A 25,732-nucleotide genomic window follows, 5' to 3' on the forward strand; every position below is an offset into this window, starting at 1 on the left:
GCGCGCCGGCCCACGCCGGCTTCGCTCAAAACGAATCGTCGTCGAAGCGCGACGATACCGGCCGGCGTTTCATGTCCTTCAACCAGTCCCTGACGTAGTCCGGATCCTCGAACTCGCGCAGCGCGATGGTCAGGTCCTGGTTGCCGCGCTGCATGGCGGCGATGTCGCGCGCGAGCATGCGGATCACGGTATCGGGCGCGATCTTGACGGACGACGCGATGCCGTAAGTACGCCGGAAATCGTTCTCGACGTGCCGGATCTCCTGATCGAGCTCGCGCAGCTGTTCCTCGAGGATGCCGTTGTAGCGCGTGAGCCGTGCTTCGCTCAGGCCGTCGATCGCGCGTCGGTCGATCTGTTCGATCTCCAGCTGCAGTTCCAGCAGTTGCAGCAGATTGCCCTTCGCATACGCGTGGTTGACCCGCTGCATCAGCACGGTCTTGCGCTGCTGTTCCTGCGGATCGGTTTCGCGATCGGGATGCAGCGCGCTGGCCAGCTTGCGATAGATCTCACGGATCGACTTGCTCGATTCGGCCTGCTCGGCCTCGCGCTTCGCCTGCGCGGCCGACTGCTTCGGCGCCTTCTTGCGCTTCGCGCGCTGGGCCTCGCGGGCCGCGTGAGCGGCCATGTCGCGCTCGAACTGGGCGTCGAGTTCGGCCTGCATCCGCTCGGCGAGCTCGTCGGGTGACAGCGTGTCGAGATCGTCGGCCGGCTCCGTGGCGGGCATCGGCTGCGGCTCCCGCTTCATCGGCTCGGGATCGGCCACGGCATTGCCGGCGTCGTCGGATGCGCGATGGCGGTTGTAAATGATCTTCAGCGCCGCGTCGTCGCTGACGTTCAGCAAGTCGCGCGCCATGTCGGCGATCAGGTCGGACAGCATGCGCTGCTCGGCCTTGCTCAGGCCCTTCTGCAGGAACGCATCGTCGAGCAGATGGATCAGCCTGATCCGCAGCGCGGTCGCTTCCTGTTCGAGCGGCAGCAGCCCGTCGACGAATTTCTTCTGGAAGGCCGGCGTGACGGCTTCCCATGCGCCCAGACGCTCGCGCCGCTTTTCGATGTGCTTGACGAGCGTATTGAAGGTTTGCTGGGCTTTGGACAGGCTGGCTGTCTCGTGACCGGGCGCGATGGCGACCGCGGCACCGCGACGTGCGGTCATGATGAAGGTCCTCCGGCCGCGGCGGGAGGCGCGGCAGGCCGGTATTTTAGCCGGCATCGCCGGGTCCGGTGGCGAGACGGTCGGCGCGGGCAGCCGCGCTCGCCGCGCATCGCGCTCAGAACAATTGCCCCTGCCCGGAAATCACGCGTTCGAAATCGTCGCGCAGGAACGGCAGGATCGCATCGGCGACCGGCTGCAGCTGGCGGCTCACGTAGAACGCGTAGTCGATCGGCGAGCGCATCGTTTCGAGCGGTTCGGGGCCGGCCGTCGTCATCACGTAGCTGATCCAGCCGCCGCGCTGATACTGCAGCGGCCTGCCGCGCGCCTGGTTGAATTCGTCGGCGATCCGCGCGGCACGCACGTGCGGCGGCACGTTGCGCTGATATTCGCTCAACGGCCGGCGCACGCGCTTGCGATAGATCAGTTGCGCATCGTATTCGCCGGCGAGCGTGCGCCGCACGTAGTCGCGAATGAAATCCTGGTACGGCTCGCGCTTGAACACCCGCCGGTACAGTTCGCGCTGGAATGCCTGCGCGAGCGGCGTCCAGTCGGTGCGCACCGTTTCGAGCCCCTTGAACACGAGGTCCTCGCCGCCGTCCGCCGCGCGCGCGAGGCCCGCATAGCGCTTCTTGCTGCCTTCTTCCGCGCCGCGCACGGTCGGCATCAGGAAGCGCCGGTAATGCCGCTCGTACTGCAGTTCGAGCGCGCTTTCGAGCCCGAAGCGGTCGCGCAGGTGCGCCTGCCACCAGCGGTTCACGTGCTCGACGAGCGCGCGACCCTTCGCCCCGGCCGCGTCGTCGTCGTGTTCGCGCCCGAGCCACACGAAGGTCGAATCGGTATCGCCGTAGATGACTTCGTAACCCTGCGCCTCGATCAGCTCGCGCGTGCGGTGCATGATCTCGTGGCCGCGCATCGTGATCGACGACGCGAGGCGCGGATCGAAGAACCGGCAGCCCGTCGAGCCGAGCACGCCGTAGAACGAATTCATGATGATCTTCAGCGCCTGCGACAACGGCGCGTTGCGCTGGCGTTTCGCTTCGTCGCGGCCTTCCGACACGCGCCGCACGATGTCGGGCAGGCAATGCGCGGTGCGCGAGAAGCGCGCGCCGAGAAAGCCGGGCACCGACGTGTCGTCGCCCGGATGCGCGAGCCCTTCGATCAGCCCGGCCGGATCGATCAGGAACGTGCGGATGATCGACGGATAAAGGCTCTTGTAGTCGAACACGAGCACCGAGTCGTACAGGCCGGGTCGCGAATCCATCACGAAGCCGCCGGGGCTGTTCTGGCCGGTCACGTCGCCGAGGTTCGGTGCGACGTAGCCGAGCCGGTGCATGCGCGGCAGGTACAGGTGCGTGAACGCGGCGACCGAGCCGCCGGTGCGATCGGCCGCGAGGCCCGTGACGGTCGCGCGTTCGAGCGCGAAGGACAGCAGGTCGGCCTTGTCGAAGATGCGCGTGACGAGTTCGCAGTCCTTCAGGTTGTAGTGCGCGAGCGCGGGCTTGTCGTGGTCGAAGCGGCGCTGGATCTCGTCCATCCGCTGATACGGATTGTCGATCGACTTGCCTTCGCCGAGCAGCGACTGCGATACGTATTCGAGGCTGAACGACGGGAACGTCCACGTCGCCGATTTCAGCATGTCGATGCCGTCGAGGATCAGGCGGCCGGCCGCGCCCGCGAAGAAATGGTCGGGCTGCTGCCCGTGCGCGCGCCACTCGAGCACGCTGCCGCCGCGCCCGAGCTTCAGCGGCACGCCGTATTGCTCCGCGTGCGCATGCAGGATGCGCAGGTCGAACTGCACGAGGTTCCAGCCGATTACCGCATCGGGATCGTGTTCGTCGAACCAGTCGTTGAGCCGCGCGAGCATGTCGGGCCGGCTGTCGCAGTAGTCGAGCTTGAAGTCCGCGGCGCGCGCGTCGCCGTTCGGCGGGCCGAGCATGTAGACCTGCCGCTGCCCGCAGCCTTCGAGCGCGATCGAATACAGCTCGCCGTGGACGCTCGTCTCGATGTCGAGCGATACGCAGCGCAGCGCGGGACGATAGCCGGTCGCGGGCTTCAGTTCGCCGTCGGTCAGCGTGCCGTCGCGGCCGGCCGTGCCGCGAAACTGCACGGGCGCCGTGATGAAGCGCTCCATCGTATAGCGGTCGGGCGGCTGCACGTCGGCTTCGTAGACGTCGACGCCGGCCGCGGCGAGGCGTTTCTGGAGTCCGGACAAATGGCGGTAGCGGCGGCAGTAGAGGCCGGCCACCGCGCGCTGGCGGAAGTCGCGCAGCGCGAGCGGGCGCAGTTCGGCATCGCGCTCGCCGGCCAGCGTGCGTTCGGCGAGCGCACGCTGCTCGGCCGGCACGAACGCGACGGCTTCCTGCGGGCGCAGCCGCACGCGGCGCGGACCGTGTTCGGTTGCCAGCCAGAACTCGATCTCGATGCCGGACGCGGTGTCCCGCCAGTGGCGGGTGAGGATGAAACCCTGCTCGAACGCAGTCAAGACACTTGCTCGTCGTGGATGCCCAGGCGGCGGATTTTAGCGCTTCTCGCGCGGTTCCCGCCGAAGCGGCGCCGCTGGCATCGGGTGGCAGGACGCGGCGCCGGATCCGCCACGTGGTGCGCGTTGCATCGACCGCGTGAAGCAGTCGGCGTCGCGCGCAGGCCGGATGACGTTCGGGCGGCACGCATTCGTCTGTCGAGTGCGCGAGCGCGTCGGCCGGCAGCTGCGGCAGCGTTGCCGCGGCGCAGGCCCTAGGCCGGCATCGGCGCGAATTCCCGTTTCAGGTCTTCCGGTCGCTGCGGTCGCTGGTACAGATAGCCCTGCGCAAACTGAATCCCGACGGCATGCAGCGCGCGATGCTGCTCCTCCGTCTCCACGCCCTCCGCAATGATCTTCAGGCCGTAGTGGTGCGCGACGGCGGCGATCCCTTCGATCAGTTTCGCGTTGCCCGTCGTCAGCCGGGAGATGAACTGTCGATCGATCTTCACGTAGTCGAACGGAAAGCGCGACAGCATGTCGAGGTTGCTGTGGTGCGTGCCGAAGTCGTCGATCGCGAACTTCGCGCCTTTCGCGCGCAGCGTGGCGAACATCTCGGTGGTGCGCGGATTCTTCTCGAGCAGGATGCGCTCGGTGACTTCGAGCACCAGCGTGCAGCCCGGCGGAAGCCGGCGGATCGCGTCTTCGACGACGGACACGAAGCGCGCGCGTTCGAGATCCTTCGGCGCGACGTTGATCGCGACATGCAGCGGCATCGACGGCGCGAGCGCGGACAGTTCCGAGATGGCCGTGCGCAGCACGAATTCGGTCACCTTCGGCAGGATCGTGCTCGATTCCACCTGCGGGACGAACACCGCCGGACTGATGGGCCCCCATTTCGGATGCTGCCAGCGCAGCAGTGCCTCGACGCCGACGGTCCTGCGCGTTTCGACATCGACGATAGTCTGATAGACGACATGAAACTCGTTGCGCTTCAGCGCATTGCGAACGGCCTTCAGCAACAGCCGGCGCGGCGCCATCGCGAGCAGGTACGCGGCCGCGACGAGGCCGTTGACCAGCAGCGCGATCGTCACGCAGATCAGTCCGTAGCGCCGCTGCACCTGCGAAACGTAGGGTTCCGACGAGGTGACGGAGACCGTGAACGGCCAGGCGCCGGACGCGATCGTGCTGCCGGTGGGCGGCGCCGCGCCGAACGGCGGCACGAACGCGCCATGCTGATCGATGCTTCCGGCGCCTTCGATCGACAGCGTGGCCGTTTCCGCCCCGAAGCGGGTGCCGTGCGCGAGCATGTCCGCCAGATAGTCGCCTTCGACCACATAGAGGACGCCGGATTCGGGCGCGGTCGCACGAAACGCCGCCAGCACCGGAACGCGATGCTGAAACGGCGTTTGCCGAAGCAGCGTGATGGCCGTCATCCCCGGCTCGGGCGCGTGAATGTATGCGGCGAGCGGGACGTCGATCGCGCCCAGTGCCGACGAGCATGTGACGCGACCGTCGTTCGCCAGCCCGACGGCCCGAAGATAGCGCAGGTGAGTGCCTACTTCGGCGAGCGTCCTGAAGATCGTCATGCAGGGTCGCCCGACCAGCGCGTCCAGCTCGGCCGGGTGCCGCGAGCGAATCCCGTCGAGAATGCGGTCGACCGATATCACGATGTCGTTCGCGACGACGCGTTCGTGCTGCGCGATCGCGTCGCGCGCCAGGCGCCCGGCAACGACGAGCGCGACCACGAACACGAGGATGCAGACGATCAGGGCAAGCGGGAAAACGACGTGCGGCCACGCGCCGCTGCGCTGGAATGCGGGCTTCGGGGGCAGTGCGGGCGCGGCAGGTCCTCGGGTCGTACTTGTTGTTGTGCGCATGAGAATGCAGATCGAACCGGTCGATGGATAGACGCGATGCGTTCGCGGTGCCTGGCCGAGGCACCGCGGCTCGCGCCGATATCGGGACGCAAAGCGATTCTACGCTCGCGAAACGCACGAAGCGGCATCGCGGCGGGGCGCTGGATTCGAGGCGCTTCTCCGTAACATACCCCGACCACGCATGTATATCGGTATCGCACACGAAAAAAAACCGGCCGCATCGATGAGCGGCCGGGACAGAAGACACCGTCTCTTGGCACGAGGATGGTGCGCGGCAAGTATAAGGCGTGCAGCCCTCGATTACGAAATATTGATATTCAAAAATCGCGTAATTTCTTGATTGATGCTTGTGGGGAAATATTTGCATCGCGCGTCACTTCCGGAGATCCAGGCATCGGCGCGCCTTGAACGAGGCCCAACCCGCTTGCTGCGGGTTGTTCCAGCGCGTGCATCGGCGACAGCAGCGCTTCAGAAATCGTCGCGCATCTTGTGGAGCAGGTCGCGGGGAGATTGATGCGTGTCCACGGCGGTGAGGACGTCGGTCAGGAACCACGGCAAGTTCAGCTGCGTGTCGGGATCGCCGACGCACACGCGAATCGGCGGCGCTTTTGATGCAGCGCGGGAGCCGGGCGCCGTGCCAGCGGACGTGGAGGACGGTACGCAGTTTTTCGCTTGCTGCGGGACCGGCGACGCGGCACTGCCGGCGAGTGCCGGCAAGCTGGTGGCGGCGAGCAGGATCAGGAGGGCGAACGGGGTGGCGCGTTTCATGTGACTCTCCGGCGATGCACGTTCGACACCGTCGGCGAATCCGAGTTCGGCGTCGTCGGGGGCGATTGGATTTCAGCGTTCCGGCCCCGTGCGCGACGACATGTGCATACCGAAGCGACCGCGCGGCTGCCGCGCCGGTTCGAGCTCGCCCGCACCGGATCGATCGTTCAAACGTCAAGAATCGTTTGGATCTCCGGCAGACGCTTGCGGTGCGGAATGCGCTCCTTTATCGTGCCGCCACGACGGCGCCGATACAGGGCGTCGAGTCAGTTCCCAAAGGAGCATTCGTCATTACCGCATTCAATCGTCGCACGCATGTTCGTGCCTTTCTCGTCGCATCGGTCGCGTATCTCAACCTGGCTCATCCCGCGTCGGCGGCCTACACGGAATCGTGGATGAGCGATCACGACGTCAACGCGTACGCGCAGCAGGTCAAGCATCCGCCCGTGGCGGCGAGCAGTGCGGCGGCCGTGAAGCCGGGGCGGCAAACCGTTCGTTCGCAATCACAGTCGCAGTCGAAGGCGCCGGTCGCGGCGCATGCCGGCGCGAAACCTGCGCCGAACGCACACGCGGCCCCCGCGAAGACCGGCAAGGTTCGACATGCGGCCGGCACCGAGCCGAAGGCGCATGTCGCCGCGAAGCCGAAGGCCGCGCCGGCACACAAGAGCACAGCCGCCCGGCATTGACGCGGCGCGCACACCGGCGATAACCGTAGCATTCGACGATCGGGGAGAACTTCATGTCGCTGATGGATCGCCTGTTGTCACGCGGTGTGCAGACTCCCGCGTCGAGAAGGCGCGTGATCGTGCGGGTCTGGCTCGACGAGCAGGGGCGCGTCCGCGATCTCAAGGTCAGGCGCAGTTGCGGCGACGCCGCGCTCGACGCGAAAGCGCTGCACGCAATTGCGGTGATGCGCTTCCCCGGCGGTCACCTCGGCTCCGGCGGGAAATCGGCGAAGCGCTGGCACGATCTCGATTACCCGGTGGACTGACGGCGCGTCACGGACACCCGTAACGGCGCTTCAATCCCGCGTACCGCGTAGTCGTAGAAGTGACTGCCCGCGGCGATCTTCGCGCCGTCGCACGCCGCCTGGAATTCCATCTCGCGCTCGTTGTACAAGCATCATCTTCACGATGAGCCGCGAGCCATTGCGATACACGTCCCATCGCATGTTCGCGGCCATCGCCGACATCCGGTCGCCGGGCAGGATCGGTCGAGCCTGGAAGTGTTGCGGGCCGCCTTGACGGCGGAATGTCGGAATTCGGTCGGGCAATCGTCGGCATCGCGCCGGATCGCGACCGGCCGGCGCGAGCCGGCCCGTATGCGGTGCTCGGCTCAGTGCACGCCTGCCGATGCGATCGAGCGCATCGTGTCGGTGATGCGCACGCAACGCGACAGGCCGAACGTCTCGGCTTCGCGGCGTTCCGGTTCGCTGCTCGCGACGGCCACCGCGCGCTCGGGCGGCACGCCCAGCGCTTGCAGCGCGACGTCGAACGGATGCTGATTTGCTACGGAGTCCTGCTGATTGGCATCGGTCACGACGACCGAGAAGCGGTCGAGGTTCGCGCGGCCGAACTGGCCTTCGAACATGTCGCTGAGGCGGGCGGCCGGCAGCGTCGTGACGAGACCGAGTCGATATCCTTGCTCCGACGCGCTGTCGAGCCACTGGATGATCGCATCGCGCTGGTTGCGCGATTCGTGCGAATCTGGTGTCGCTTCGATCTGCGCGAATGCGGCGTCGAGACGGGTGACGATGGCTTCGATGACCACGGTGATTCCTCTCCTGAGACGTGACGGTCCGTTCGCGGACGGGAATGCCCGACACCTTAGCGTCGATCCGGAAATTGCAACCAATTAATATTTATAGCCGACTCATAGGGTTTGACTGATGAATCGGGCCGCGAGCCAGTACCGGCGCGGGATGCACGCGATCCATGCGTTCGGGACGAATGGCATCGTATCGATGGCGTTCGATGTGACGCACCCGACGCATGTGCGATATGAATGCACCGGATGTGTGCACATGAAAAAACGGCGTATCGGGCGAGGTGCGCCCGATACGCCGTCTTGCGATGCCGCGTGGCCGTCGACGCTCAGTGCAGCTTGATCGACGGCTGGTTGCGGCTTTGCAGCCAGTGGCTCAGCGACTGGAATAGCGCGCGCTTCAGTCCGTACACGCTGAACAGGTGCTTGCGGTACAGGAACTTGTACAGCCCGATCGCGGCGAGCCCGTCGACGATCAGCGAGCGCGAACGCACGCCGAGGTCGGCCTGATAGACGGCACCGGCCTGGCCGAGCGACACGACGGTGCCCGCGTCGCGGAACGTGAAGCCGGCCACCGGCTTGCCGGCGAGGCGCCGCGCGAGCGCTTCGCCCAGGTACACGGCCTGCTGGTGCGCGACCTGCGCGCGCGGCGGCAGGAAGCCGCCCGCGTCGGCCGACGGGCACGCGGCGCAGTCGCCGAACGCGTACACGTGCGGATCGTCGGGCGTCTGCAGCGTCTCGGTCACGATCACCTGGTTCGACCGGTTGAGCGCGATGTCGCCGAGTTCCCGCAGCATCGCGGGGCCCGCGACGCCGGCCGCCCAGATCGTGATGTCGCTCGCGAGCCGCTCGCCGGCCGCGGTCGTGACCGCGTCCGCGCCGACTTCCGCGACGCGCGTGTCCGTCAGCACGTCGACGTTCAGCGTGCGCAGTTGCGCGTGCATCTTGGCCGACAGCCTTGCGTCGAGCGCCGGCAGGATGCGCGGGCCGCCTTCGATCAGCCGGATGTGCACGTCGCGTGCGGACACCAGCGCCTTGAAGCGATACGTCGTCAGCTGCTGGATCGCATGGCGCAGCGCGGCGGCCAGTTCGACGCCCGTCGCGCCCGCGCCGATCACGTTGATGCAGATCGGCGCGGCGCGCCGCGCCGGCTGCTGCTCGGCCAGGTGGTTCGCCTTCGTGCACGCGGCGAGGAACTTGCGGCGGAAGTCCTCGGCCTGGTCGAGGTTTTCGAGCGGCAACGCGTGGCGCGCGGCGCCCGGCACGTTGAAGAAATTCGTCACGCTGCCGACGGCCAGCACCAGGTCGTCGTAGCCGAGCTCGCGCTGCGGCAGGATCTCCGTGCCGTCCGCGTCCTGCACCGCGGCGATCGTCGCCGTGCGTGCCGCGCGGTCGACCCGCTGCAGCGCGCCCTGCACGAAGCGGAAGCCGTGGCGCTTCGCCTGCGCCGCGTATTCGATCGTGTGCGAGGCCGGATCGCGATGGCCGGACGCGGCTTCGTGCAGCAGCGGCTTCCAGAAGTGCGTCGGATAGCGGTCGACGAGCACGACGTCGGCTTGCCCGCGGCGGCCGACCGTGTCGCCGAGGCGCGTGGCGAGCTGCAGGCCGCCGGCGCCGCCGCCGACGATCACGATGCGCGGCACGCGCGGTGCGCGATCCGTTGCAAGGGTAGGCGTGATGGTGTCCATGTTGTGGCTCCCGCTGATGACGATTCGGATGACATTGCTCAAGAACCGACGATATAGTTTTGAACCTACGCGAACAATTTAATGTTTATAAGCGACTCATATGTATTCACTTATAGGAAAGACCGCGACGTTCCGGCAGCTGAAGGCGCTGGACATGATCGCGCGCCTCGGCAGCGTGTCGCGCGCGGCCGAGGAGTTGAACCTGACGCAGCCGGCCGTGTCGCTGCAGGTGCGCCTGCTCGAGGAGGCGGTGGGCGCCGCGCTGCTGCAGCGGGTGGGGCGCGGCGTGCAGCTGACCGCCGCCGGTGAAATCGTGTCGCGCTATGCGCGCGAGATCCTGCATCTGTGGAGCGAGGCCGGCGACGAAGTGGCCGCGCTGACGGGCGATCTCGGCGGCACGCTGCGGATCGGCGCGATCACGACGGCCGAGTACCTGATCCCGCCGCTGCTCGTGAAATTCACCGCGACGCGGCCGCACGTGAAGACCTATTTCAAGGTCGGCAATCGCGACGACATCATCCGCATGCTCGCGACGCATGAAATCGATCTCGCGGTGATGGGCAGCGCGCCGAAGGAGCTGCGCACGCACGCGGTCGAGTTCGCGAAGCATCCGATGGTGTTCGTCGCGGCGCCCGGCCATCCGCTGATGCAGCGCAAGCGTGTCGCGCTGAAGGATCTCGAATCCGCGCACCTGCTCGTGCGCGAACGCGGCGCGGGCACGCGTTCCACGGTCGAGAGCCTGTTCAAGACGGCCGGCTACCGCTTCCACGTGGGCTCCGAGCTGTCGAGCAACGAGGCGATCAAGCAGATGGCCGAAGCGGGGCTCGGCGTCGCGTTCCTGTCGTTGCACGCGTGTGCACTCGAGTTGCGCACCGGGCTGCTCGGGCAGTTGCCGTTTCCGGGCAACCCGATCGAGCGCGAATGGTATGTGGTCACGCTCGCCGATCGGCGGATCTCGCAGGTGACGGGGCTGTTTCGCGACTTCCTGATCAAGCAGGGCGCGCCGGTGATCGATGGCGCGACCGTCGCGCCGCACGAGCGGCGGCGCAAGTAGGCCGACGCGGGCGGCGCGTGTGCCCTGTGTCGCGGCGGTTATACGATCCCGAAGTCGTCGTTGCTGTCGGGAATCGACGCGAGCAGCCGCTCGAGCCGGTACCAGCCGATCATGCGCAGGCAGCGTTCGGCGAGTGTCGCGCGGATACTGCCGGAACGAGGACGGGAAACAGCGCGGGAAGCGCGGCGGGAAGCAACGCGGGTGGCCCCGGACGGCGGCGGCGCGGCGAACGTCGCGCGAAACGGGCGGCAATCGGGCATGACGGGCTCCGTAGGTGTCGGATGAGGCGATCGTAGGCGTGTCGGCGCTTGCTGGCGCGCAGGCACGGATCGGCTGGAGCAGAAACGGATGATCTTTTTCCGCGCGCTGCGGGAACGGGCGTTCAGGCCCGGCAAGCACCGCGGAAAAGCGTCACAATGCGCGTTCGACACCCGATCTGGTGGAGGGGAACCATGAGCGATCCGATTGTTGCCGCGCCGACCGACAACGGCGTGCCGGTCAGCCTGCGCTCCAGCCGCGGGCTTGGCTGGCGCGGCTTCGGCGCGTCGCTGCTGGAGATTCGCGCGGGCACGTACCGGATTCCGGCCGCCGAGCATCACCGCATCGGCGTGCATATCGGTTCACCCGTGCGCGCGGATTGCGTGTGCGACGGCGAACGCGTGTCGCGCATCCAGGCGCACGGCGACGTCGACGTGATTCCCGCCGGCCTGCCGGGCCGGTGGACCGACAGCGCCGACTGCCGGATCCTGCACATCGCGCTCAGCGACACGTTCGTGCGGCGCACGTTCGAGCAACTCGAGCTGAAGCCATCGCAGGCGCAGATCCGCCGGCGGCTGCAGGTGCGCGATCCGCGCCTGCAGCACATCGCGTGGGCGATGGCCGCCGAACTCGAGGCGGAAGACGCGTCGGACCCGCTCTATGCGGAGAGTCTGTGCACGGCGCTCGTCGCGCGGCTGGTCGACAGCCAGCCGGCGTTCCGCGAGCGCCGGCGTACGCTTGCGCCGAAGGCGGCGGCCCGCGTGATCGACTATGTCGAGGCGAATCTCGAGCGGCGCATGACGCTCGCCGAACTCGCGGCGCTCGTGTCGATCAGCGTGCCGCATTTCAAGGTGCTGTTTCGCGAGACGCTCGGGATGCCGGTGCATCAGTACGTGGTGCGGCGCCGGGTCGAGCGTGCGAAGGCGTTGCTGCTCGAAGGCCGGCTCAGCATCAGCCAGATCGCGCTCGAAGCCGGGTTTGCGCATCAGAGCCACATGGCGAACTGGATGAATCGCGTGCTGGGCGCGACGCCGACGGAGATTGCGCGGTCAGGGGCGCGGGGCGGGCTGAGGCTCGCTTATGACGGCGACGACCGTTGATCGGCTGCCGCACGGGACTGGTGCTCCGCGCGGGCCGACGATGGGCGAGTCCACTATCCGTCGTGCGTAGGCAATGTATTGTTCCCGATGCTGCAGTTTGGTCAGCGAAATCTGGTTAGGCTCCCCGGCAATCGTCCAACAACCTGCTGGACAATTGCCGGGTGCGGCCACGCAGCGGAAAAACTCGGCAACCGCCTGATCGGTCATCCATTCCTGCTCGCGTCATCCGTCCGTGCGCGTCACGTTGGCGATGCGCACCGACAATCACATCACCTTCATCCCCCAGGAGCGGATCGTGTTCGTGATTTTCGGAGCATCAGGCAACGTCGGCTTGTCGACCGTGACGACCCTGCGCCACGCAGGCCATCCCGTGCGCGCGGTGCTGCGCGACGCACGCCATCGCGAACGCTTCGCGCAACTCGGCTGCGAAGTGGCGATCGCCGACCTGACGGACGCACGTGCGATCGCCATGGCGATCGACGGCGCGCAAGCCGTGCAGATGCTGTGTCCGGTGCCCGTCGCCGACAGCGATCCGGCCGCGACGATGGAGCGGACGATCGACATCGTGACCGGCGCACTCGCCGCGAATCCGCCGCCGGCGCTGCTCGCGTTGTCGGACTACGGTGCGGAGCGTGAGGGCAACACGGGCATCACGCGGCTCTTTCATCGTCTGGAAGAAGCGCTGAAGACGGTCCCGACGCAACTCACGCTGCTGCGCTCGGCCGAGCATCTGCAGAACTGGACACGCGTGTTGCCCGTCGCGCTCGCAACCGGTGTGCTGCCGAGCTTTCACCATCCCGTCGACAAGGTGTTTCCGACGGTGTGGGCGCCCGATGTGGGTGTCGCGGCGGCGCGGTTGCTGCTCGATGCCGTCGAATCCGGCAACGGGCCGCGTATCGTCAGCATCGAGGGGCCGCAGCGTGTGAGCGTGCGGGACATCGCGGATACGCTCGGCGCGGCGGCCGACCGCGAGATCGTCGCGCGCGAACTGCCGCGCGATGCATGGACCGCGACGCTGTTGCGCGCAGGGCTCAGCGAACGGCATGCGCAATTGATCGTCGATCTGTACGACGTGCATAACGCAGGACAGATCGATGTCGAGGCCGGCGTGTCGGAGCGGGTGTATGGCACGACGACACTGGCGGACGCGCTCGCGACCCTGGTGCGCGCGCACGCGCGGTGAGCGGGGTGGCGGCAGAAAGGATGCGCGTTACGCCTGCCGCCGCGCCCTGCCGGACACCGCATACGCGACCGACCCGATCACGATCCCCCAGAACGCCGATCCGAGCCCGAGCCACGTCATCCCCGAAGCGGTCGCGAGGAACGTGATCACCGATGCTTCGCGATGCGCCTCATCCTCGAAGATCCCGTGCACGTTCGCGCCGATCGCACCGATCAGCGCGAGCCCCGCGAGGATCGCGACGAACGCCTTCGGCAGCGCGAAGAACAGCGTGACGATGGTGCCGGCAAAGAGCCCGCCGATCAGGTAGATCACGCCGTTCGCGATGCCCGCGATATAACGCCGGTCCGGATCCTCGTGCGCGTCCTTGCCGGTGCATAGCGCCGCGGTGATCGCCGCGACCACGATCGTGATCCCGCCGAAGCACGCGACCGCGAGCGACATCACGCTGGTCGCCGTGATGATCGGCCGCGCGCTCGTGTGGTAGCCCGACACGCGCAGGATCGTCATCCCCGGCAGGAACTGGCCGGTGAGACTGACGACGACGAGCGGCAGCGCGAGGCTGAGCGTCGTGCCGAGCGTCCATTCGGGGGCGATGAAGACCGGCCGCGCGATGCTCGGCGACACGTTGCCGAGATGCGCCATCCCGAGCAGCGTCGCGAGCGCGGCGCCCGTCAGCAGCACGAGCACGATGCTGTAGCGCGGCAGCAGGCGCTTGAAGATCACGTACGCGGCGATCATCCCGAAGCCGAGCACCGGCTGCGCGGTCGCGGCGGAGAACGCGTGCATGCCGAACGGCAGCAGGATGCCGGCCATCATCCCGCACGCGATGCCGCGCGGAATATGGCGCACGAGCCGGTCGAAATAGCCGGTGATGCCGATCACGAGGATGATCAGCGCGGCCGTGATGTACGCGCCGACGGCCTGGTTCAGCGTCAGTTGCGGAAAGAGGCCGACGAGCAGCGCGGTGCCGGGCGCCGACCATGCGGTCACGACCGGCACTTTCAGTTTCCAGCTCGCGAACAGCCCCGACAGGCCCGCGCCGATCGAGATCGCCCAGACCCACGAAGCCACCATCTCGTTGGACGCATGCGCGGCCTGCGACGCCTGGAAGAAGATCGCGAGCGGGCCCGCGTAGGAAATCAGCACCGCGAGAAAGCCCGCGGTGACCGCGGAGACGGACCAGTCGTTGCCGATCGAGCGGATCGCGCCCGGCGAGGTGTTCGGTTGCATCGTCGTAGGGGAGTGCGGCGCGCGGCCGGGAGGCTGAGCCAGGGCGAATGATTGTTGGAACCCCGGACGAGCCGTCATTCTGGACATTGCCGGTGGAATTGGCAATTCGCCGATGAAGCTCGGCGTTGTCGGCATTTTGTAATGAATGCGCGCCGGGGCGGCCTTGCGCGCGTGTCGTCGCGTCGTCGGATCGGGCGGCTTCACGGCGAAGCGCGGCCCCGCTCGCGCGTTACGTACTGATCTGAAGATATCCGGCGACGGCGGCGACCTTCGCACCGCCGCCCGTCGACAGCGACGCCGTGCCCTGGTCGAACGGGTGCACGGGCGTGTCGGTGGGCGTCCACGCATGGCGCGCCAGCAGTTCGCGATACCCGCCGCGGATCACGAAGCCGCCGCATTTCTCCGCATAGGCGTCGCGCCGCATCCGGTACGCGCGCGGCAGGTCGTACCACGGCAGCCTCGGCAGGTCGTGATGCACGAGGTGGTAGTTGTTGTTCAGGTATAGCAGCCGCATCGCGAAACCGGCCTCGTTGATCGCGATGCGCGCCTTCGGATGCCGTGCGGCGCGGTGCTCGAACAGCGAACGGATCATCGCGAGCGACAGCGCGGGCCACGTGACCGCCAGCAGGTAGTACCACCACGGCACGCCGATCGACCACTGCAGCCAGGCGAGCAGCGCGACCACGCAGGCGGCGTGCGTCGCCCACATCGGCAGATAGCGGAAGTCGCCGCGCCGGAACGCGGCGAACGCGTCGGCGAACATCGCGGCGATGCTCGTCGGCGGCCCGAACACGAGACGCCCGACGAAGGTGGTGCGCGCAACTGTCAGTGCGCGACGCCAGCGCGGCAGACGCGCCCACTGCTCGCGCGACACGTAGTTCGTTTCCGGGTCGACGCCCGGCACGGTCAGGTCCTCGTCGCGGTGATGGTCGAGGTGCGTGTCGCGATAGAGCGTGTACGGGTACCAGATCGTCAGCGGCGGATAGCCGAGCAGCCGGTTCACGAATGCGGAGCGCGTCGGATGGCCGTGCAGCAGCTCGTGCTGCAGCGACATGTGCCACGCGCCGAGCAGGATCAGCGGCGGCGTCGCGGCCGCGAGCGACAGGCGCTCGGCACGCACGAGCAGCAGCACGGCGAGCCAGCCGCCGTAGATCGCGACGACCAGCAGCCAGGTCGGCCACTCGGTACGGGCAGTGAAGCGGGCGTGGAGCGCGGCGATCGCGCGCGCGTGGTCGACGTCGAAGTATTCGGCCATGGTGCTGGGGCGGATGAAGCGGGTGAAGCCGGTGAAGCGGGCGATATACGGATAACCGGTAGCGGACGATCGCGCCGGTGCGGGCTGCGATGCGGTTGGCCGATAGGCGGCGCGGCTCGCGCTCAGCCGCTGAAGCGGCATGCGACGGCGTCGCGACACTGGAACGCTAACCGGGCCGCGTAGTCAGGCCAACCAAGCAATTCGGATTTGCTTATCGCTGCGCGGCCGATAAGCATTGCCGGCCCCGGCCCCGGCCCCGGCCCCGGCCCCGGCCCCGGCCCCGGCCCCGGCCGCGTGCCGCGTGCCGGACCCCGGCGACGCCCGGGCGGACGGGCTTTCTCCAGGGCGCCGCCAATGCGTAGAATGCCCGCATGAGCCAATGGATCGCCGGACTGCCGATGTACAACGTGACGCCGCGCCACGCCGCGCTGTGGCGCGCGCTGCTGCATGACGCGCTCGATGCGTTCGCGCGCGCCGGCGGGCCGGCCGGCGTCGCGTTGCTCGACGAGCCGTTCGGGGATCTGCACGCGCTGTGGCGCCGCAACGACCTGCTGTTGTCGCAGACGTGCGGTTATCCGTACCGGATGCTCGGATTGCGCGATACCGCGCACCTGATTGCGACACCGGCCTTCGATGCCCCCGGCTGCGACGGCGCGCGCTACAGCAGCGTGCTGGTCGCGTCGGCGCGCGTGCATGCGGGCGGCGCGACGACGCTGGCCGCGTGTCGAGGATTGCGAGCCGCCTTCAACGGTGTGGATTCGCATAGCGGGATGAACGCATTCCGGCACGCGGTCGCGCCGCATGCGCATGACGGACGTTTCTTCGGTTCGGTCGTGCCGTTCGGCTCGCACCTGAACGTGCTGCGCGCGCTGGCGGCAGGCGTTGCCGATTGCGCGGCGATCGATTGCGTGACCTTCGCGTACGTGCGTGACGCGCTGCCCGAGTTGTTGAAAGAGATCCGGACCATCGGCATGACGGCGTCGGCGCCGGGGTTGCCGTTGATCGCGTCGAAAGCGCTGGAAGGGCGGCTCGTGGAGGCGTTGCAGGATGCGCTCGATCACGCGGTCGCGCTCGATCCGGCGCGGGCGAACGCACTGCGGCTGAAGGGATTCGAGCGCCTGACGCCGGGCGCGTACGACACGATTGCCGGGTTCGCGCGGGACGCGGCCGCGCACGGGTATCCCGAGCTGGCGTGACCGCGTCGTCCGCGCGGCGGCACGCTAGAACGGCAACGTACCGGGCGGCGCGTTGCGCACCACCGCGAGTGTCGTGCCGATATGGTCTTCGAGCGCGAGCGCGGCGCGCGCATCGGCGCGGCGCATCGCGGCCTCGAACAGGCACGTGTGTTCCGCATGCACGTCGCGCTTCGAATCGCCGAGTCCGATGCACACGCGCCGGTAGCGCTCGCTTTGCTGCGACAGCATGCGCAGGATCAGATAGGTCCACGGCGTCGCGGCCGCCGAGATCAGCGATTCGTGAAAGCGCCGGTTACACGCTTCCCATGCGGCGCGGTGCTCGATCGACACCGGCTGCTCCCACGCCGACAACTGCTCGAAGCTCTGCCGAACACGCTGCGCCCAGGCATCGTCGCCATGCCGCACGGAGTCGCGCAGCGCATCGACCTCGATATGAATGCGCAGGCGCGTGATCGCTTCCAGATCGTCGACCGACATCGGCGTCACGCGAAACCCGCGCTGCCCTTCCGCGACGACCAGCGCATCGCTGACGAGCCGCGTGAGCGCCTCGCGCAGCGTGCCCGCGCCGACGCCGTACACGTCTTTCAGGTGCTCGACGCGCAGCTTCGCGCCGGGCGGGTAATGCCCTTCGATGATGTGTTGCCGGAGCTGGTGATACGCGTGCTCGCTGAGCGTGCGGGCATGCGGTTCGGCGGCGTCGGCGGCGTCGGCGGCGGCCGGTTCGAGCGCCGGCGGCGGATCGTCGAACGGATCGGCGGGCAGGATGCTGTTCATGTCACGCGTCCTCCTGGTCCTGTCTGCGGTTGAGCCGATAGCTGAGCTGCGCGCGGGTCAGGCCGAGCAGGCGTGCGGCGGCCGACAGGTTGCCGTTCGCGCGGTCGACGGCTTCATGCAGCAGCGCCCGCTCGAGGCCGTCGAGCCCGCCGCCGCCTTGCAACTGGTCGAGGATCGACCCGCAGTCGATCGACATCGCGGCCGCCGGCCGGATCTGCCCGGCCCGGTCGACCGTCGCGCCGCCGGGTGAGCCGACGCCGGGGAACAGGTCCTTCGCGTCGACCGGACGGTTCGGCCGCGACAGGATCACCGCGCGCTCGATCAGGTTCTCGAGCTCGCGCACGTTGCCGGGCCAGCGATAGCCGCGCAGCGCGTCGTACGCGTAATCGGTCAGCGTGGGCGTCGGCTTGCCGTGCAGCGCCGCGAAGCGGTCGAGCATCGCGTCGGCGAGCGGTGCGATGTCGTCCTGCCGGTCGCGCAGCGGCGGGATCAGCACCGGATAAACGTTGATCCGGTAGTAGAGATCCGCGCGAAAGGTGCCGTCGCGCACGGCCTGTTCGAGATCGCGGTTGGTCGCCGCGACGACGCGCACGTCCACCTTCCGGCCGTCGGTCGCGCCGAGCCGCTCGACCTCGCCCTCCTGGAGCACGCGCAGCAGCTTCGCCTGCACGTCGAGCGGCAGCTCGCCGATCTCGTCGAGAAACAACGTGCCGCCGTCCGCGCGCTCGAAGCGCCCGGCGCGCGCGGTTTGCGAGCCCGTAAATGCGCCTTTCTCCGCACCGAACAGTTCCGACTCGATCAGCGCATGCGGAATCGCCGCGCAGTTGATCGCGACGAACGGCTTCGCCGCGCGCGGGCTGAGGCCGTGCAGCGCACGCGCGAAGCGTTCCTTGCCGACGCCCGTCTCGCCGGTGAGCAGCACGGCGACCTTGGTCGGCGCGGCCGTCTCCAGCAGCGCGTAGGCCGCGCGAAATGCGTCGGAGCGCCCGACGAGCCGCGTGCGGCCGTCGTCGGGCGTCATCTCGAGGCGCAGCGATTCGACTTCGGTCTGCAGGTCGCGGATCGTGTTGATCAGCGAGTCGGCCTTGAACCACGACGTGATTTCCTCCGCGTCGGGCCATTCGTCGGCCGGCTTGCCGACGATCGTGCAGTGCGGGTCGTTCATGCCGACACAGCCCGTTTCCTTGAACAGGATCGTGCGGCCGATGAACGCGCTGGTATAACCGGTCGCATAACCGATCAGCATCCAGCACACCGGTTCGGGCTGCGGCCCGAACGTGCGGCGGTGCACGTCGGCTTCCCATGAATGTTCCCAGCGGTATTCGCAGTAGAACGCACCCGTCGCGGGGTCGGCCTCGAACCGCAACGGGGTGACCTGCACGGCACCTTCGAGCATGTGCAGTTGCGGGCCGACGTGGAACATGTCGAACAGCGACGCGCCGCTGCGGATCTCGCGCGCGAGCGCGGCGTCGCGTTCGCCGGCCGCGAAGCCGACCCGCGTGAAGAAACGCCGCGTCTGCGCGGGGCCGACGCTTTCCATCAGTTCCTGGCGCAGCGTCGCCAGCGCGCCGGCATGCAGCAGCACCATCCGCTGTCCGGCCAGCCAGATGCGACCGTCGCTCGCCGAAAAATGGATCAGCTTGCGCAGGTCGGTGTCCGGCGGCAAAGGGGGCAGGCTGGGCCGCGTCATGTCTCCTCCGTCGAGATTTCTCGTGATTTTCAAAGTTTTCGCCAGCAGCGCCGCGGTGAGCGGATCGATTTGATCATTTCATCAAATGCGCTCGACCGAGTTGCTCAAATGATGAAAAAGGCCGCCGGATATAGGTTCCGGCAGGGTCGCCGGCGTGCGTTTGCCGTTCTGGTTAACCGCCATTGTGGATCGCGAATTCGAACTTTGCGTCAGGGCTTTCCCTGAATTATCGAGATTTTTTGAAGGTCGATCCGAACGTGGCACGGATGCTGCATTGAAGTCCGGCATGGAGGCGACACCGATCATGAATCAGCATCCGACCGATCTTTCCCCGCTCGATCCCGGCCGCAAGTGCGTCCGCGTGACGGGCACGAACGTGCGCGGCTTCGTCGAATTCGAGCTGTCGATCGGCGGTGCGCCGGAGCTGTGCGTCGAGCTGACGTTGCCTCCTGCCGCCTTCGATGCGTTCTGCCGCGAACAGCAGGTCACGCGGCTCGACGTCGAAGCGAACCCATGACATTGAGGAGCAAGAAGTGACCATCGAGCTGAAGACAGTCGACATCAAGCCGCTCCGGCACACCTTCGCGCACGTCGCGCAGCACATCGGCGGCGACAAGACGGCGACGCGTTACCAGGAAGGCATGATGGGCGCGCAGCCCCAGGCGAACTTCCATTACCGGCCGACCTGGGATCCGGACCACGAGATCTTCGATCCGTCGCGTTCGGCGATCCGGATGGCGAGCTGGTACGCGCTGAAGGATCCGCGCCAGTTCTACTACGCGTCGTGGGCGACCACGCGGGCGCGCCAGCAGGACGCGATGGAGTCGAACTTCGAGTTCGTCGAGTCGCGCCGGATGATCGGCCTGATGCGCGACGACGTGGCCGCGCACGCGCTCGACGTGCTGGTGCCGCTGCGCCACGTCGCGTGGGGCGCGAACATGAACAACGCGCAGATCTGCGCGCTCGGCTACGGCACCGCGTTCACGGCGCCCGCGATGTTCCATGCGATGGACAACCTCGGCGTCGCGCAGTACCTGACGCGCCTCGCGCTCGCGATGGCCGAGCCCGACGTGCTCGACGCGGCCAAGGCGGCCTGGACGAACGACGCCGCCTGGCAGCCGCTGCGCCGCTACGTCGAGGACACGCTGGTGGTGGCCGACCCGGTCGAGCTGTTCGTCGCGCAGAACCTCGCGCTCGACGGCCTGCTGTATCCGCTCGTCTACGACCGTTTCGTCGACGAACGGATCGCGCTCGCGGGCGGCTCGGCGGTCGCGATGCTGACTGCGTTCATGCCCGAATGGCACGCCGAATCGAACCGCTGGATCGACGCGGTCGTAAAGACGATGGCCGCCGAATCCGACGACAACCGTGCGCTGCTCGCCCGCTGGACCCGCGACTGGTCGGCCCGGGCCGACGCGGCGCTCGCGCCGGTCGCCGCACGCGCGCTGCAGGACGCCGGCCAGGCCGCGCTCGACGAAGTGCGCGAGCAGTTTCAGGCGCGCGTCGCGAAGCTCGGCATCGCGCTCTGACGACGGGCATTCACCTCACATCCCAAGGATAACCAGCATGTCCAACGTATTCATCGCCTTTCAGGCCAATGAGGACTCCAGATCGATCGTCGACGCGATCGTCGCCGACAACCCGCGCGCGGTGGTGGTCGAGTCGCCCGGGATGGTCAAGATCGACGCGCCGGACCGGCTGACGATCCGCCGCGACACGATCGAGGAGCTGACCGGCACGCGCTTCGACCTGCAGCAGCTGCAGGTGAACCTGATCACGCTGTCCGGCCACATCGACGAGGACGACGACCAGTTCACGCTGAGCTGGTCGCACTGAACGCCGCGCTACGCGCACCGACAACACGGAGACACGCATGGACACGCCAACGCTCAAGAAAAAGCTCGGCCTGAAGGACCGCTACGCGGCAATGACGCGCGGCCTCGGCTGGGAGACGACCTACCAGCCGATGGAGAAGGTCTTCCCGTACGACCGCTATGAAGGCATCAAGATCCATGACTGGGACAAGTGGGTCGACCCGTTCCGCCTGACGATGGATGCGTACTGGAAATACCAGGGCGAGAAGGAGAAGAAGCTGTACGCGGTGATCGACGCGTTCACGCAGAACAACGCGTTCCTCGGCGTGACCGACGCCCGCTACATCAACGCGCTGAAGCTGTTCATCCAGGGTGTGACGCCGCTCGAATATCTCGCGCACCGCGGCTTCGCGCACGTCGGCCGGCACTTCACCGGCGAGGGCGCGCGCATCGCATGCCAGATGCAGTCGATCGACGAACTGCGGCACTACCAGACCGAAACGCACGCGATGTCGACGTACAACAAGTTCTTCAACGGATTCCATCACTCGAACCACTGGTTCGATCGCGTCTGGTATCTGTCGGTGCCGAAGTCGTTCTTCGAGGATGCGTATTCGTCGGGCCCGTTCGAGTTCCTGACCGCGGTCAGCTTCTCGTTCGAATACGTGCTGACGAACCTGCTGTTCGTGCCGTTCATGTCGGGCGCCGCGTACAACGGCGACATGTCGACCGTCACGTTCGGCTTCTCCGCGCAGTCGGACGAATCGCGTCACATGACGCTCGGCATCGAGTGCATCAAGTTCCTGCTCGAACAGGACCCGGACAACGTGCCGATCGTGCAGCGCTGGATCGACAAGTGGTTCTGGCGCGGCTACCGGCTGCTCACGCTGGTCGCGATGATGATGGACTACATGCAGCCGAAGCGCGTGATGAGCTGGCGCGAATCGTGGGAGATGTACGCGGAGCAGAACGGTGGCGCGCTGTTCAAGGATCTCGCGCGCTACGGGATTCGCGAGCCGAAGGGCTGGCAGGACGCGTGCGAAGGCAAGGACCACATCAGCCACCAGGCGTGGTCGACGTTCTACGGCTTCAACGCGGCCTCCGCGTTCCACACCTGGGTGCCGACCGAAGACGAGATGGCGTGGCTGTCCGCGAAGTATCCCGATTCGTTCGACCGTTACTACCGCCCGCGTTTCGACTACTGGGGCGAGCAGGCGAAAGCCGGCAACCGCTTCTACATGAAGACGCTGCCGATGCTGTGCCAGACCTGCCAGATCCCGATGCTGTTCACCGAGCCCGGCAACCCGAAGAAGATCGGCGCGCGCGAGTCGAACTATCTCGGCAACAGGTTCCATTTCTGCAGCGATCACTGCAAGGAAATCTTCGACCACGAGCCGCAGAAATACGTGCAGGCGTGGCTGCCGGTGCACCAGATCTATCAGGGCAACTGCTTCCCGCCCGATGCCGACCCGAGCGCGGAAGGCTTCGATCCGCTCGCCGCGGTGCTCGACTACTACGAAGTGCAGATGGGCCGCGACAACCTCGATTTCGACGGCTCGGAAGACCAGAAGAACTTCGCGGCCTGGCGTGGCCAGGCCACCCGCAACTGACCCGCAATCGATACGCAACCTTGAACAGGACCCGCGCGCGCCACGGCGCGAACGCGGGCCGACAGGAGACAAACATGGCCGTCATCGCGCTCAAACCCTACGACTTCCCGATCAAGGATGCCGTCGGGAAGTTTCCGGCGCCGCTGCTCTACGTGTGCTGGGAAGACCACCTGATGTTCCCGGCGCCGTTCTGCCTGCCGCTGCCGCCCGACCTGCCGTTCGGCGCGTTGGCCGACAAGGTGCTGCCGCCCGTCTATGGCTATCACCCCGACTTCGCGAAGATCGACTGGGATCGCGTCGCGTGGTTTCGCTCCGGCGAGCCGTGGATGCCCGACGCAGCGAAGAGCCTGGCCGACAACGGCCTCGGGCACAAGGACCTGATCAGCTTCCGCGCGCCGGGCCTCGACGGCCTCGGCGGCGCGAGCTTCTGACCGCCACGCGGACGAGCGAACCATCATGAGCCATCAACTTACCATCGAGCCGCTCGGCGTGACGATCGAGGTCGAGGAAGGACAGACGATGCTCGACGCCGCGCTGCGCCAGGGCATCTACATTCCGCACGCGTGCTGTCACGGCCTCTGCGGCACCTGCAAGGTCGCCGTGCTCGACGGCGAAACCGATCTCGGCGACGCGAACCCGTTCGCGCTGATGGATTTCGAGCGCGAGGAAGGCAAGGCGCTCGCGTGCTGCGCGACGCTGCAGGCCGACACCGTGATCGAGGCCGACGTCGACGAGGAGCCCGACGCGGAGATCATCCCGGTCAAGGACTTCGCGGCCGACGTCACGCGTATCGAGCAGCTCACGCCGACCATCAAGTCGATCCGCCTGAAGCTGTCGCAGCCGATCCATTTCCAGGCGGGCCAGTACGTGCAGCTCGAGATTCCCGGCCTCGGGCAGAGCCGTGCGTTCTCGATCGCGAACGCGCCGGCCGACGTCGCGGCCACCGGCGAGATCGAGCTGAACGTGCGGCAGGTGCCGGGCGGGCTCGGCACCGGTTATCTGCACGAGCAGCTCGCGACGGGTGACCGCGTGCGGCTGTCGGGTCCGTACGGCCGCTTCTTCGTGCGCCGCTCGGCCGCGCGGCCGATGATCTTCATGGCGGGCGGATCGGGGCTGTCGAGCCCGCGCTCGATGATCGCCGATCTGCTCGCGAGCGGCGTCACCGCGCCGATCACGCTGGTCTACGGCCAGCGCAACGCGAAGGAGCTGTACTACCACGACGAATTCTGCGCGCTCGCCGCACGCCATCCGAACTTCACGTACGTGCCGGCGCTGTCCGAAGGCGCGCCGGATGCGGGCGGCGACGTCGCGCAAGGGTTCGTGCACGACGTCGCGAAGGCGCATTTCGACGGCGACTTCTCGGGGCACCAGGCGTACCTGTGCGGACCGCCCGCGATGATCGACGCGTGCATCACGACGCTGATGCAGGGGCGCCTGTTCGAGCGCGACATCTATCACGAGAAGTTCATCTCGGCGGCGGACGCGCAACAGACGCGCAGCCCGCTGTTCCGGCGGGTGTGACGTGGACGCGGGCCGCGTATGCGGGACGGTCCGGATCGCGCAGACCGACGAGCGCTATGCGTGCGTGTCCGGCGAGTCGCTGCTGGCCGGCATGGCGAAGCTCGGCCGGCGCGGCATTCCGGTCGGCTGCCTGAACGGTGGGTGTGGCGTTTGCAAGGTGCGTGTGCTGCGCGGCGCGGTGCGCAAGCTCGGGCCGATCAGCCGAGCGCACGTGAGCGCGGAGGAGGAAAGCGACGGCTATGCGCTGGCGTGCCGCGTCGTGCCGGACGGCGACGTCGAACTCGAAGTGGCCGGCCGGTTGAAAAAGCCGTTCTTCTGCGGCGCGTCCTGTGCAGGCGCGCCGGCGATCGACAAGTAATCAGGAAACCAGGAGGAGACACATCATGGGTGTGATGCGTATTGGTCATGTCAGTCTGAAGGTGATGGACATGGAAGCGGCGCTGCGTCATTACGTGCGCGTGCTCGGCATGCAGGAGACGATGCGCGACGCGGCAGACAACGTCTACCTGAAATGCTGGGACGAATGGGACAAGTATTCGCTGATCCTGTCGCCGTCCGATCAGGCGGGGCTCAAGCATGCCGCGTACAAGGTCGAGCACGATGCCGATCTGGACGCGCTGCAGCAGCGTATCGAAGCATACGGAATCGCGACCGAGATGCTGCCCGAAGGCGCGCTGCCGGCGGTCGGGCGTCAATTGCGGTTCCTGCTGCCGAGCGGGCACGAGCTGCGCCTGTTCGCGAAGAAGGAGCTGGTGGGCACCGCGGTCGGCTCGCTGAACCCCGATCCGTGGCCCGACGACGTGCCGGGCTCGGCCGTGCACTGGCTCGACCACTGCCTGCTGATGTGCGAGCTGAATCCGGAGGCCGGCGTGAACCGCGTCGAGGAGAACACGCGCTTCATGGCCGAGTGTCTCGACTTCCACCTGGCGGAACAGGTGATGGTCGGCCCGGGCAACTCGATCCAGGCCGCGACGTGGATGTTCCGCAGCACGACGCCGCACGACATCGCGTTCGTCGGCGGCCCGCGCAACGGGCTGCATCACATCGCGTTCTTCCTCGACGACTGGGCCGACGTGCTGAAGTCGGCCGACGTGATGGCGAAGAACAAGGTGAAGATCGACGTCGCGCCGACGCGGCACGGGATCACGCGCGGCACCACGATCTACTTCTTCGATCCGAGCGGCAACCGCAACGAGACGTTCGCGGGGCTCGGCTATCTCGCGCAACCCGATCGCCCTGTCACCACGTGGACCGAGGAGGAACTCGGGCGCGGGATCTTCTTCCACTCCGGCGAGCTGAACGAAGCGTTCACGACCGTCTATACCTGACCCGCGAA

The 25,732-nt window shown here is 67.3% G+C and carries 26 protein-coding genes and 1 pseudogene; 14 read left to right on the forward strand and 13 right to left on the reverse strand.

Annotated elements, in window-relative coordinates:
• Nucleotides 1-25: 25 nt before the first annotated feature.
• From DIE17_RS19810 to DIE17_RS19825, 4 genes are all read right to left on the reverse strand, one after another.
• Nucleotides 26-1,153 carry a molecular chaperone DnaJ gene (locus DIE17_RS19810; protein ID WP_124487116.1) on the reverse strand — a complete coding sequence of 376 codons (1,128 nt, stop codon included), beginning with the start codon at nucleotides 1,151-1,153 and terminating at the stop codon, nucleotides 26-28.
• Between the two features lie 115 nt (nucleotides 1,154-1,268).
• Nucleotides 1,269-3,635 carry a DNA polymerase II gene (locus DIE17_RS19815; protein WP_124487115.1) on the reverse strand — a complete coding sequence of 789 codons (2,367 nt, stop codon included), beginning with the start codon at nucleotides 3,633-3,635 and terminating at the stop codon, nucleotides 1,269-1,271.
• A 251-nt stretch (nucleotides 3,636-3,886) separates the two neighbouring features.
• Nucleotides 3,887-5,491 carry an EAL domain-containing protein gene (locus DIE17_RS19820; protein ID WP_124487114.1) on the reverse strand — a complete coding sequence of 535 codons (1,605 nt, stop codon included), beginning with the start codon at nucleotides 5,489-5,491 and terminating at the stop codon, nucleotides 3,887-3,889.
• A gap of 468 nt (nucleotides 5,492-5,959) precedes the next feature.
• Nucleotides 5,960-6,259 (reverse strand): hypothetical protein, encoded by a 300-nt coding sequence (locus tag DIE17_RS19825; protein WP_124487113.1) that lies wholly within the window; start codon nucleotides 6,257-6,259, stop codon nucleotides 5,960-5,962.
• A 395-nt stretch (nucleotides 6,260-6,654) separates the two neighbouring features.
• Between DIE17_RS19825 and DIE17_RS19830 the strand changes: the two genes are divergently transcribed.
• Both DIE17_RS19830 and DIE17_RS19835 read left to right on the forward strand, forming a co-directional pair.
• Complete coding sequence (locus DIE17_RS19830) at nucleotides 6,655-6,945, forward strand: transcriptional regulator (RefSeq protein ID WP_124921229.1); 291 nt, start codon at nucleotides 6,655-6,657, stop codon at nucleotides 6,943-6,945.
• Between the two features lie 53 nt (nucleotides 6,946-6,998).
• Nucleotides 6,999-7,250, forward strand: coding sequence for an energy transducer TonB (locus DIE17_RS19835; protein ID WP_124529356.1), 252 nt, complete (start codon nucleotides 6,999-7,001; stop codon nucleotides 7,248-7,250).
• Here DIE17_RS19835 and DIE17_RS19840 read toward each other — a convergent pair.
• The 3 genes and pseudogenes from DIE17_RS19840 to DIE17_RS19850 form a co-directional block, all read right to left on the reverse strand.
• Nucleotides 7,235-7,445: pseudogene (locus DIE17_RS19840) on the reverse strand (hypothetical protein); the annotation flags it as partial. The gene DIE17_RS19835 and the pseudogene DIE17_RS19840 overlap by 16 nt on opposite strands.
• A 149-nt stretch (nucleotides 7,446-7,594) precedes the next feature.
• Entirely contained in the window at nucleotides 7,595-8,029 is a 435-nt protein-coding gene (locus DIE17_RS19845) for a hypothetical protein (protein ID WP_044845476.1), read from the reverse strand.
• A gap of 323 nt (nucleotides 8,030-8,352) precedes the next feature.
• Complete coding sequence (locus DIE17_RS19850; RefSeq protein WP_124487109.1) at nucleotides 8,353-9,711, reverse strand: NAD(P)/FAD-dependent oxidoreductase; 1,359 nt, start codon at nucleotides 9,709-9,711, stop codon at nucleotides 8,353-8,355.
• A 100-nt stretch (nucleotides 9,712-9,811) separates the two neighbouring features.
• On the opposite strand from DIE17_RS19850, the gene DIE17_RS19855 reads away from it, so the two are divergent.
• A complete protein-coding gene (locus tag DIE17_RS19855; RefSeq protein ID WP_124487108.1) occupies nucleotides 9,812-10,765 on the forward strand; it encodes a LysR family transcriptional regulator in 954 nt (317 codons plus the stop codon).
• A gap of 38 nt (nucleotides 10,766-10,803) precedes the next feature.
• On the opposite strand, the gene DIE17_RS19860 is transcribed toward DIE17_RS19855, so the two are convergent.
• Nucleotides 10,804-11,025, reverse strand: coding sequence for a hypothetical protein (locus DIE17_RS19860; protein WP_260427290.1), 222 nt, complete (start codon nucleotides 11,023-11,025; stop codon nucleotides 10,804-10,806).
• A gap of 192 nt (nucleotides 11,026-11,217) precedes the next feature.
• Between DIE17_RS19860 and DIE17_RS19865 the strand changes: the two genes are divergently transcribed.
• Both DIE17_RS19865 and DIE17_RS19870 read left to right on the forward strand, forming a co-directional pair.
• Nucleotides 11,218-12,123: an AraC family transcriptional regulator gene (locus tag DIE17_RS19865; protein WP_124487107.1), complete on the forward strand. Its 906-nt coding sequence runs from the start codon at nucleotides 11,218-11,220 to the stop codon at nucleotides 12,121-12,123.
• A gap of 295 nt (nucleotides 12,124-12,418) precedes the next feature.
• On the forward strand, nucleotides 12,419-13,306 hold the full coding sequence (locus DIE17_RS19870) for an NAD(P)H-binding protein (protein WP_124487106.1): 888 nt from the start codon (nucleotides 12,419-12,421) through the stop codon (nucleotides 13,304-13,306).
• A 27-nt stretch (nucleotides 13,307-13,333) separates the two neighbouring features.
• On the opposite strand, the gene DIE17_RS19875 is transcribed toward DIE17_RS19870, so the two are convergent.
• Together DIE17_RS19875 and DIE17_RS19880 are read right to left on the reverse strand one after the other, a co-directional pair.
• A complete protein-coding gene (locus tag DIE17_RS19875; protein WP_124487105.1) occupies nucleotides 13,334-14,536 on the reverse strand; it encodes a benzoate/H(+) symporter BenE family transporter in 1,203 nt (400 codons plus the stop codon).
• Between the two features lie 229 nt (nucleotides 14,537-14,765).
• Complete coding sequence (locus DIE17_RS19880) at nucleotides 14,766-15,791, reverse strand: fatty acid desaturase (RefSeq protein ID WP_124487148.1); 1,026 nt, start codon at nucleotides 15,789-15,791, stop codon at nucleotides 14,766-14,768.
• Nucleotides 15,792-16,162: 371 nt separating this feature from the next.
• Between DIE17_RS19880 and DIE17_RS19885 the strand changes: the two genes are divergently transcribed.
• Entirely contained in the window at nucleotides 16,163-16,987 is an 825-nt protein-coding gene (locus DIE17_RS19885) for a phosphate/phosphite/phosphonate ABC transporter substrate-binding protein (RefSeq protein ID WP_124487104.1), read from the forward strand.
• Between the two features lie 24 nt (nucleotides 16,988-17,011).
• Here DIE17_RS19885 and DIE17_RS19890 read toward each other — a convergent pair whose 3' ends face one another.
• The 3 genes from DIE17_RS19890 to DIE17_RS37490 form a co-directional block, all read right to left on the reverse strand.
• Nucleotides 17,012-17,761, reverse strand: a complete 750-nt coding sequence (locus tag DIE17_RS19890) for a GntR family transcriptional regulator (protein ID WP_124487103.1) — start codon at nucleotides 17,759-17,761, stop codon at nucleotides 17,012-17,014.
• A gap of 1 nt (nucleotide 17,762) precedes the next feature.
• Nucleotides 17,763-19,451: a sigma-54-dependent Fis family transcriptional regulator gene (locus DIE17_RS19895; RefSeq protein WP_124487102.1), complete on the reverse strand. Its 1,689-nt coding sequence runs from the start codon at nucleotides 19,449-19,451 to the stop codon at nucleotides 17,763-17,765.
• Between the two features lie 81 nt (nucleotides 19,452-19,532).
• Nucleotides 19,533-19,757 carry a hypothetical protein gene (locus DIE17_RS37490; RefSeq protein ID WP_185500417.1) on the reverse strand — a complete coding sequence of 75 codons (225 nt, stop codon included), beginning with the start codon at nucleotides 19,755-19,757 and terminating at the stop codon, nucleotides 19,533-19,535.
• On the opposite strand from DIE17_RS37490, the gene DIE17_RS19900 reads away from it, so the two are divergent.
• The 8 genes from DIE17_RS19900 to DIE17_RS19935 all read left to right on the forward strand — a co-directional run bounded on the left by DIE17_RS19900 (nucleotide 19,756) and on the right by DIE17_RS19935 (nucleotide 25,724).
• Entirely contained in the window at nucleotides 19,756-19,968 is a 213-nt protein-coding gene (locus tag DIE17_RS19900) for a phenol hydroxylase subunit (protein WP_311766337.1), read from the forward strand. The genes DIE17_RS37490 and DIE17_RS19900 overlap by 2 nt on opposite strands.
• Nucleotides 19,969-19,984: 16 nt before the next feature.
• On the forward strand, nucleotides 19,985-20,980 hold the full coding sequence (locus tag DIE17_RS19905; protein ID WP_124487101.1) for a phenol hydroxylase: 996 nt from the start codon (nucleotides 19,985-19,987) through the stop codon (nucleotides 20,978-20,980).
• Nucleotides 20,981-21,017: 37 nt separating this feature from the next.
• A complete protein-coding gene (locus DIE17_RS19910; protein ID WP_124487100.1) occupies nucleotides 21,018-21,287 on the forward strand; it encodes an MmoB/DmpM family protein in 270 nt (89 codons plus the stop codon).
• Nucleotides 21,288-21,324: 37 nt separating this feature from the next.
• Complete coding sequence (locus DIE17_RS19915; protein WP_124487099.1) at nucleotides 21,325-22,875, forward strand: aromatic/alkene/methane monooxygenase hydroxylase/oxygenase subunit alpha; 1,551 nt, start codon at nucleotides 21,325-21,327, stop codon at nucleotides 22,873-22,875.
• Between the two features lie 74 nt (nucleotides 22,876-22,949).
• A complete protein-coding gene (locus DIE17_RS19920; RefSeq protein ID WP_124487098.1) occupies nucleotides 22,950-23,306 on the forward strand; it encodes a phenol hydroxylase subunit P4 in 357 nt (118 codons plus the stop codon).
• 25 nt (nucleotides 23,307-23,331) lie between these two features.
• On the forward strand, nucleotides 23,332-24,396 hold the full coding sequence (locus DIE17_RS19925; RefSeq protein ID WP_124487097.1) for an NADH:ubiquinone reductase (Na(+)-transporting) subunit F: 1,065 nt from the start codon (nucleotides 23,332-23,334) through the stop codon (nucleotides 24,394-24,396).
• A gap of 1 nt (nucleotide 24,397) precedes the next feature.
• A complete protein-coding gene (locus tag DIE17_RS19930; protein ID WP_044845461.1) occupies nucleotides 24,398-24,754 on the forward strand; it encodes a 2Fe-2S iron-sulfur cluster-binding protein in 357 nt (118 codons plus the stop codon).
• Between the two features lie 25 nt (nucleotides 24,755-24,779).
• Nucleotides 24,780-25,724: a catechol 2,3-dioxygenase gene (locus DIE17_RS19935; protein ID WP_124487096.1), complete on the forward strand. Its 945-nt coding sequence runs from the start codon at nucleotides 24,780-24,782 to the stop codon at nucleotides 25,722-25,724.
• Nucleotides 25,725-25,732 lie beyond the last annotated feature (8 nt).

Source organism: Burkholderia sp. Bp9099, from assembly GCF_003857805.1.
Taxonomy (GTDB): Bacteria; Pseudomonadota; Gammaproteobacteria; order Burkholderiales; family Burkholderiaceae; genus Burkholderia.

What these genes read in the sequence shown, in the direction of transcription:
- DIE17_RS19830 (WP_124921229.1), top strand. Translation starts at nt 6,655, where the DNA reads ATGAGCGATCACGACGTCAACGCGTACGCGCAGCAGGTCAAGCATCCG.
- DIE17_RS19935 (WP_124487096.1), top strand. Translation starts at nt 24,780, where the DNA reads ATGGGTGTGATGCGTATTGGTCATGTCAGTCTGAAGGTGATGGACATG.
- DIE17_RS19855 (WP_124487108.1), top strand. Translation starts at nt 9,812, where the DNA reads ATGTATTCACTTATAGGAAAGACCGCGACGTTCCGGCAGCTGAAGGCG.
- DIE17_RS19910 (WP_124487100.1), top strand. Translation starts at nt 21,018, where the DNA reads ATGTCCAACGTATTCATCGCCTTTCAGGCCAATGAGGACTCCAGATCG.
- DIE17_RS19835 (WP_124529356.1), top strand. Translation starts at nt 6,999, where the DNA reads ATGTCGCTGATGGATCGCCTGTTGTCACGCGGTGTGCAGACTCCCGCG.
- DIE17_RS19825 (WP_124487113.1), bottom strand. Translation starts at nt 6,259, where the DNA reads ATGAAACGCGCCACCCCGTTCGCCCTCCTGATCCTGCTCGCCGCCACC.
- DIE17_RS19915 (WP_124487099.1), top strand. Translation starts at nt 21,325, where the DNA reads ATGGACACGCCAACGCTCAAGAAAAAGCTCGGCCTGAAGGACCGCTAC.
- DIE17_RS19890 (WP_124487103.1), bottom strand. Translation starts at nt 17,761, where the DNA reads ATGAACAGCATCCTGCCCGCCGATCCGTTCGACGATCCGCCGCCGGCG.
- DIE17_RS19925 (WP_124487097.1), top strand. Translation starts at nt 23,332, where the DNA reads ATGAGCCATCAACTTACCATCGAGCCGCTCGGCGTGACGATCGAGGTC.
- DIE17_RS19885 (WP_124487104.1), top strand. Translation starts at nt 16,163, where the DNA reads ATGAGCCAATGGATCGCCGGACTGCCGATGTACAACGTGACGCCGCGC.
- DIE17_RS19820 (WP_124487114.1), bottom strand. Translation starts at nt 5,491, where the DNA reads ATGCGCACAACAACAAGTACGACCCGAGGACCTGCCGCGCCCGCACTG.
- DIE17_RS19920 (WP_124487098.1), top strand. Translation starts at nt 22,950, where the DNA reads ATGGCCGTCATCGCGCTCAAACCCTACGACTTCCCGATCAAGGATGCC.
- DIE17_RS19850 (WP_124487109.1), bottom strand. Translation starts at nt 9,711, where the DNA reads ATGGACACCATCACGCCTACCCTTGCAACGGATCGCGCACCGCGCGTG.
- DIE17_RS19880 (WP_124487148.1), bottom strand. Translation starts at nt 15,791, where the DNA reads ATGGCCGAATACTTCGACGTCGACCACGCGCGCGCGATCGCCGCGCTC.
- DIE17_RS19810 (WP_124487116.1), bottom strand. Translation starts at nt 1,153, where the DNA reads ATGACCGCACGTCGCGGTGCCGCGGTCGCCATCGCGCCCGGTCACGAG.
- DIE17_RS19895 (WP_124487102.1), bottom strand. Translation starts at nt 19,451, where the DNA reads ATGACGCGGCCCAGCCTGCCCCCTTTGCCGCCGGACACCGACCTGCGC.
- DIE17_RS37490 (WP_185500417.1), bottom strand. Translation starts at nt 19,757, where the DNA reads ATGATCGGTGTCGCCTCCATGCCGGACTTCAATGCAGCATCCGTGCCA.
- DIE17_RS19900 (WP_311766337.1), top strand. Translation starts at nt 19,756, where the DNA reads ATGAATCAGCATCCGACCGATCTTTCCCCGCTCGATCCCGGCCGCAAG.
- DIE17_RS19865 (WP_124487107.1), top strand. Translation starts at nt 11,218, where the DNA reads ATGAGCGATCCGATTGTTGCCGCGCCGACCGACAACGGCGTGCCGGTC.
- DIE17_RS19860 (WP_260427290.1), bottom strand. Translation starts at nt 11,025, where the DNA reads ATGCCCGATTGCCGCCCGTTTCGCGCGACGTTCGCCGCGCCGCCGCCG.
- DIE17_RS19875 (WP_124487105.1), bottom strand. Translation starts at nt 14,536, where the DNA reads ATGCAACCGAACACCTCGCCGGGCGCGATCCGCTCGATCGGCAACGAC.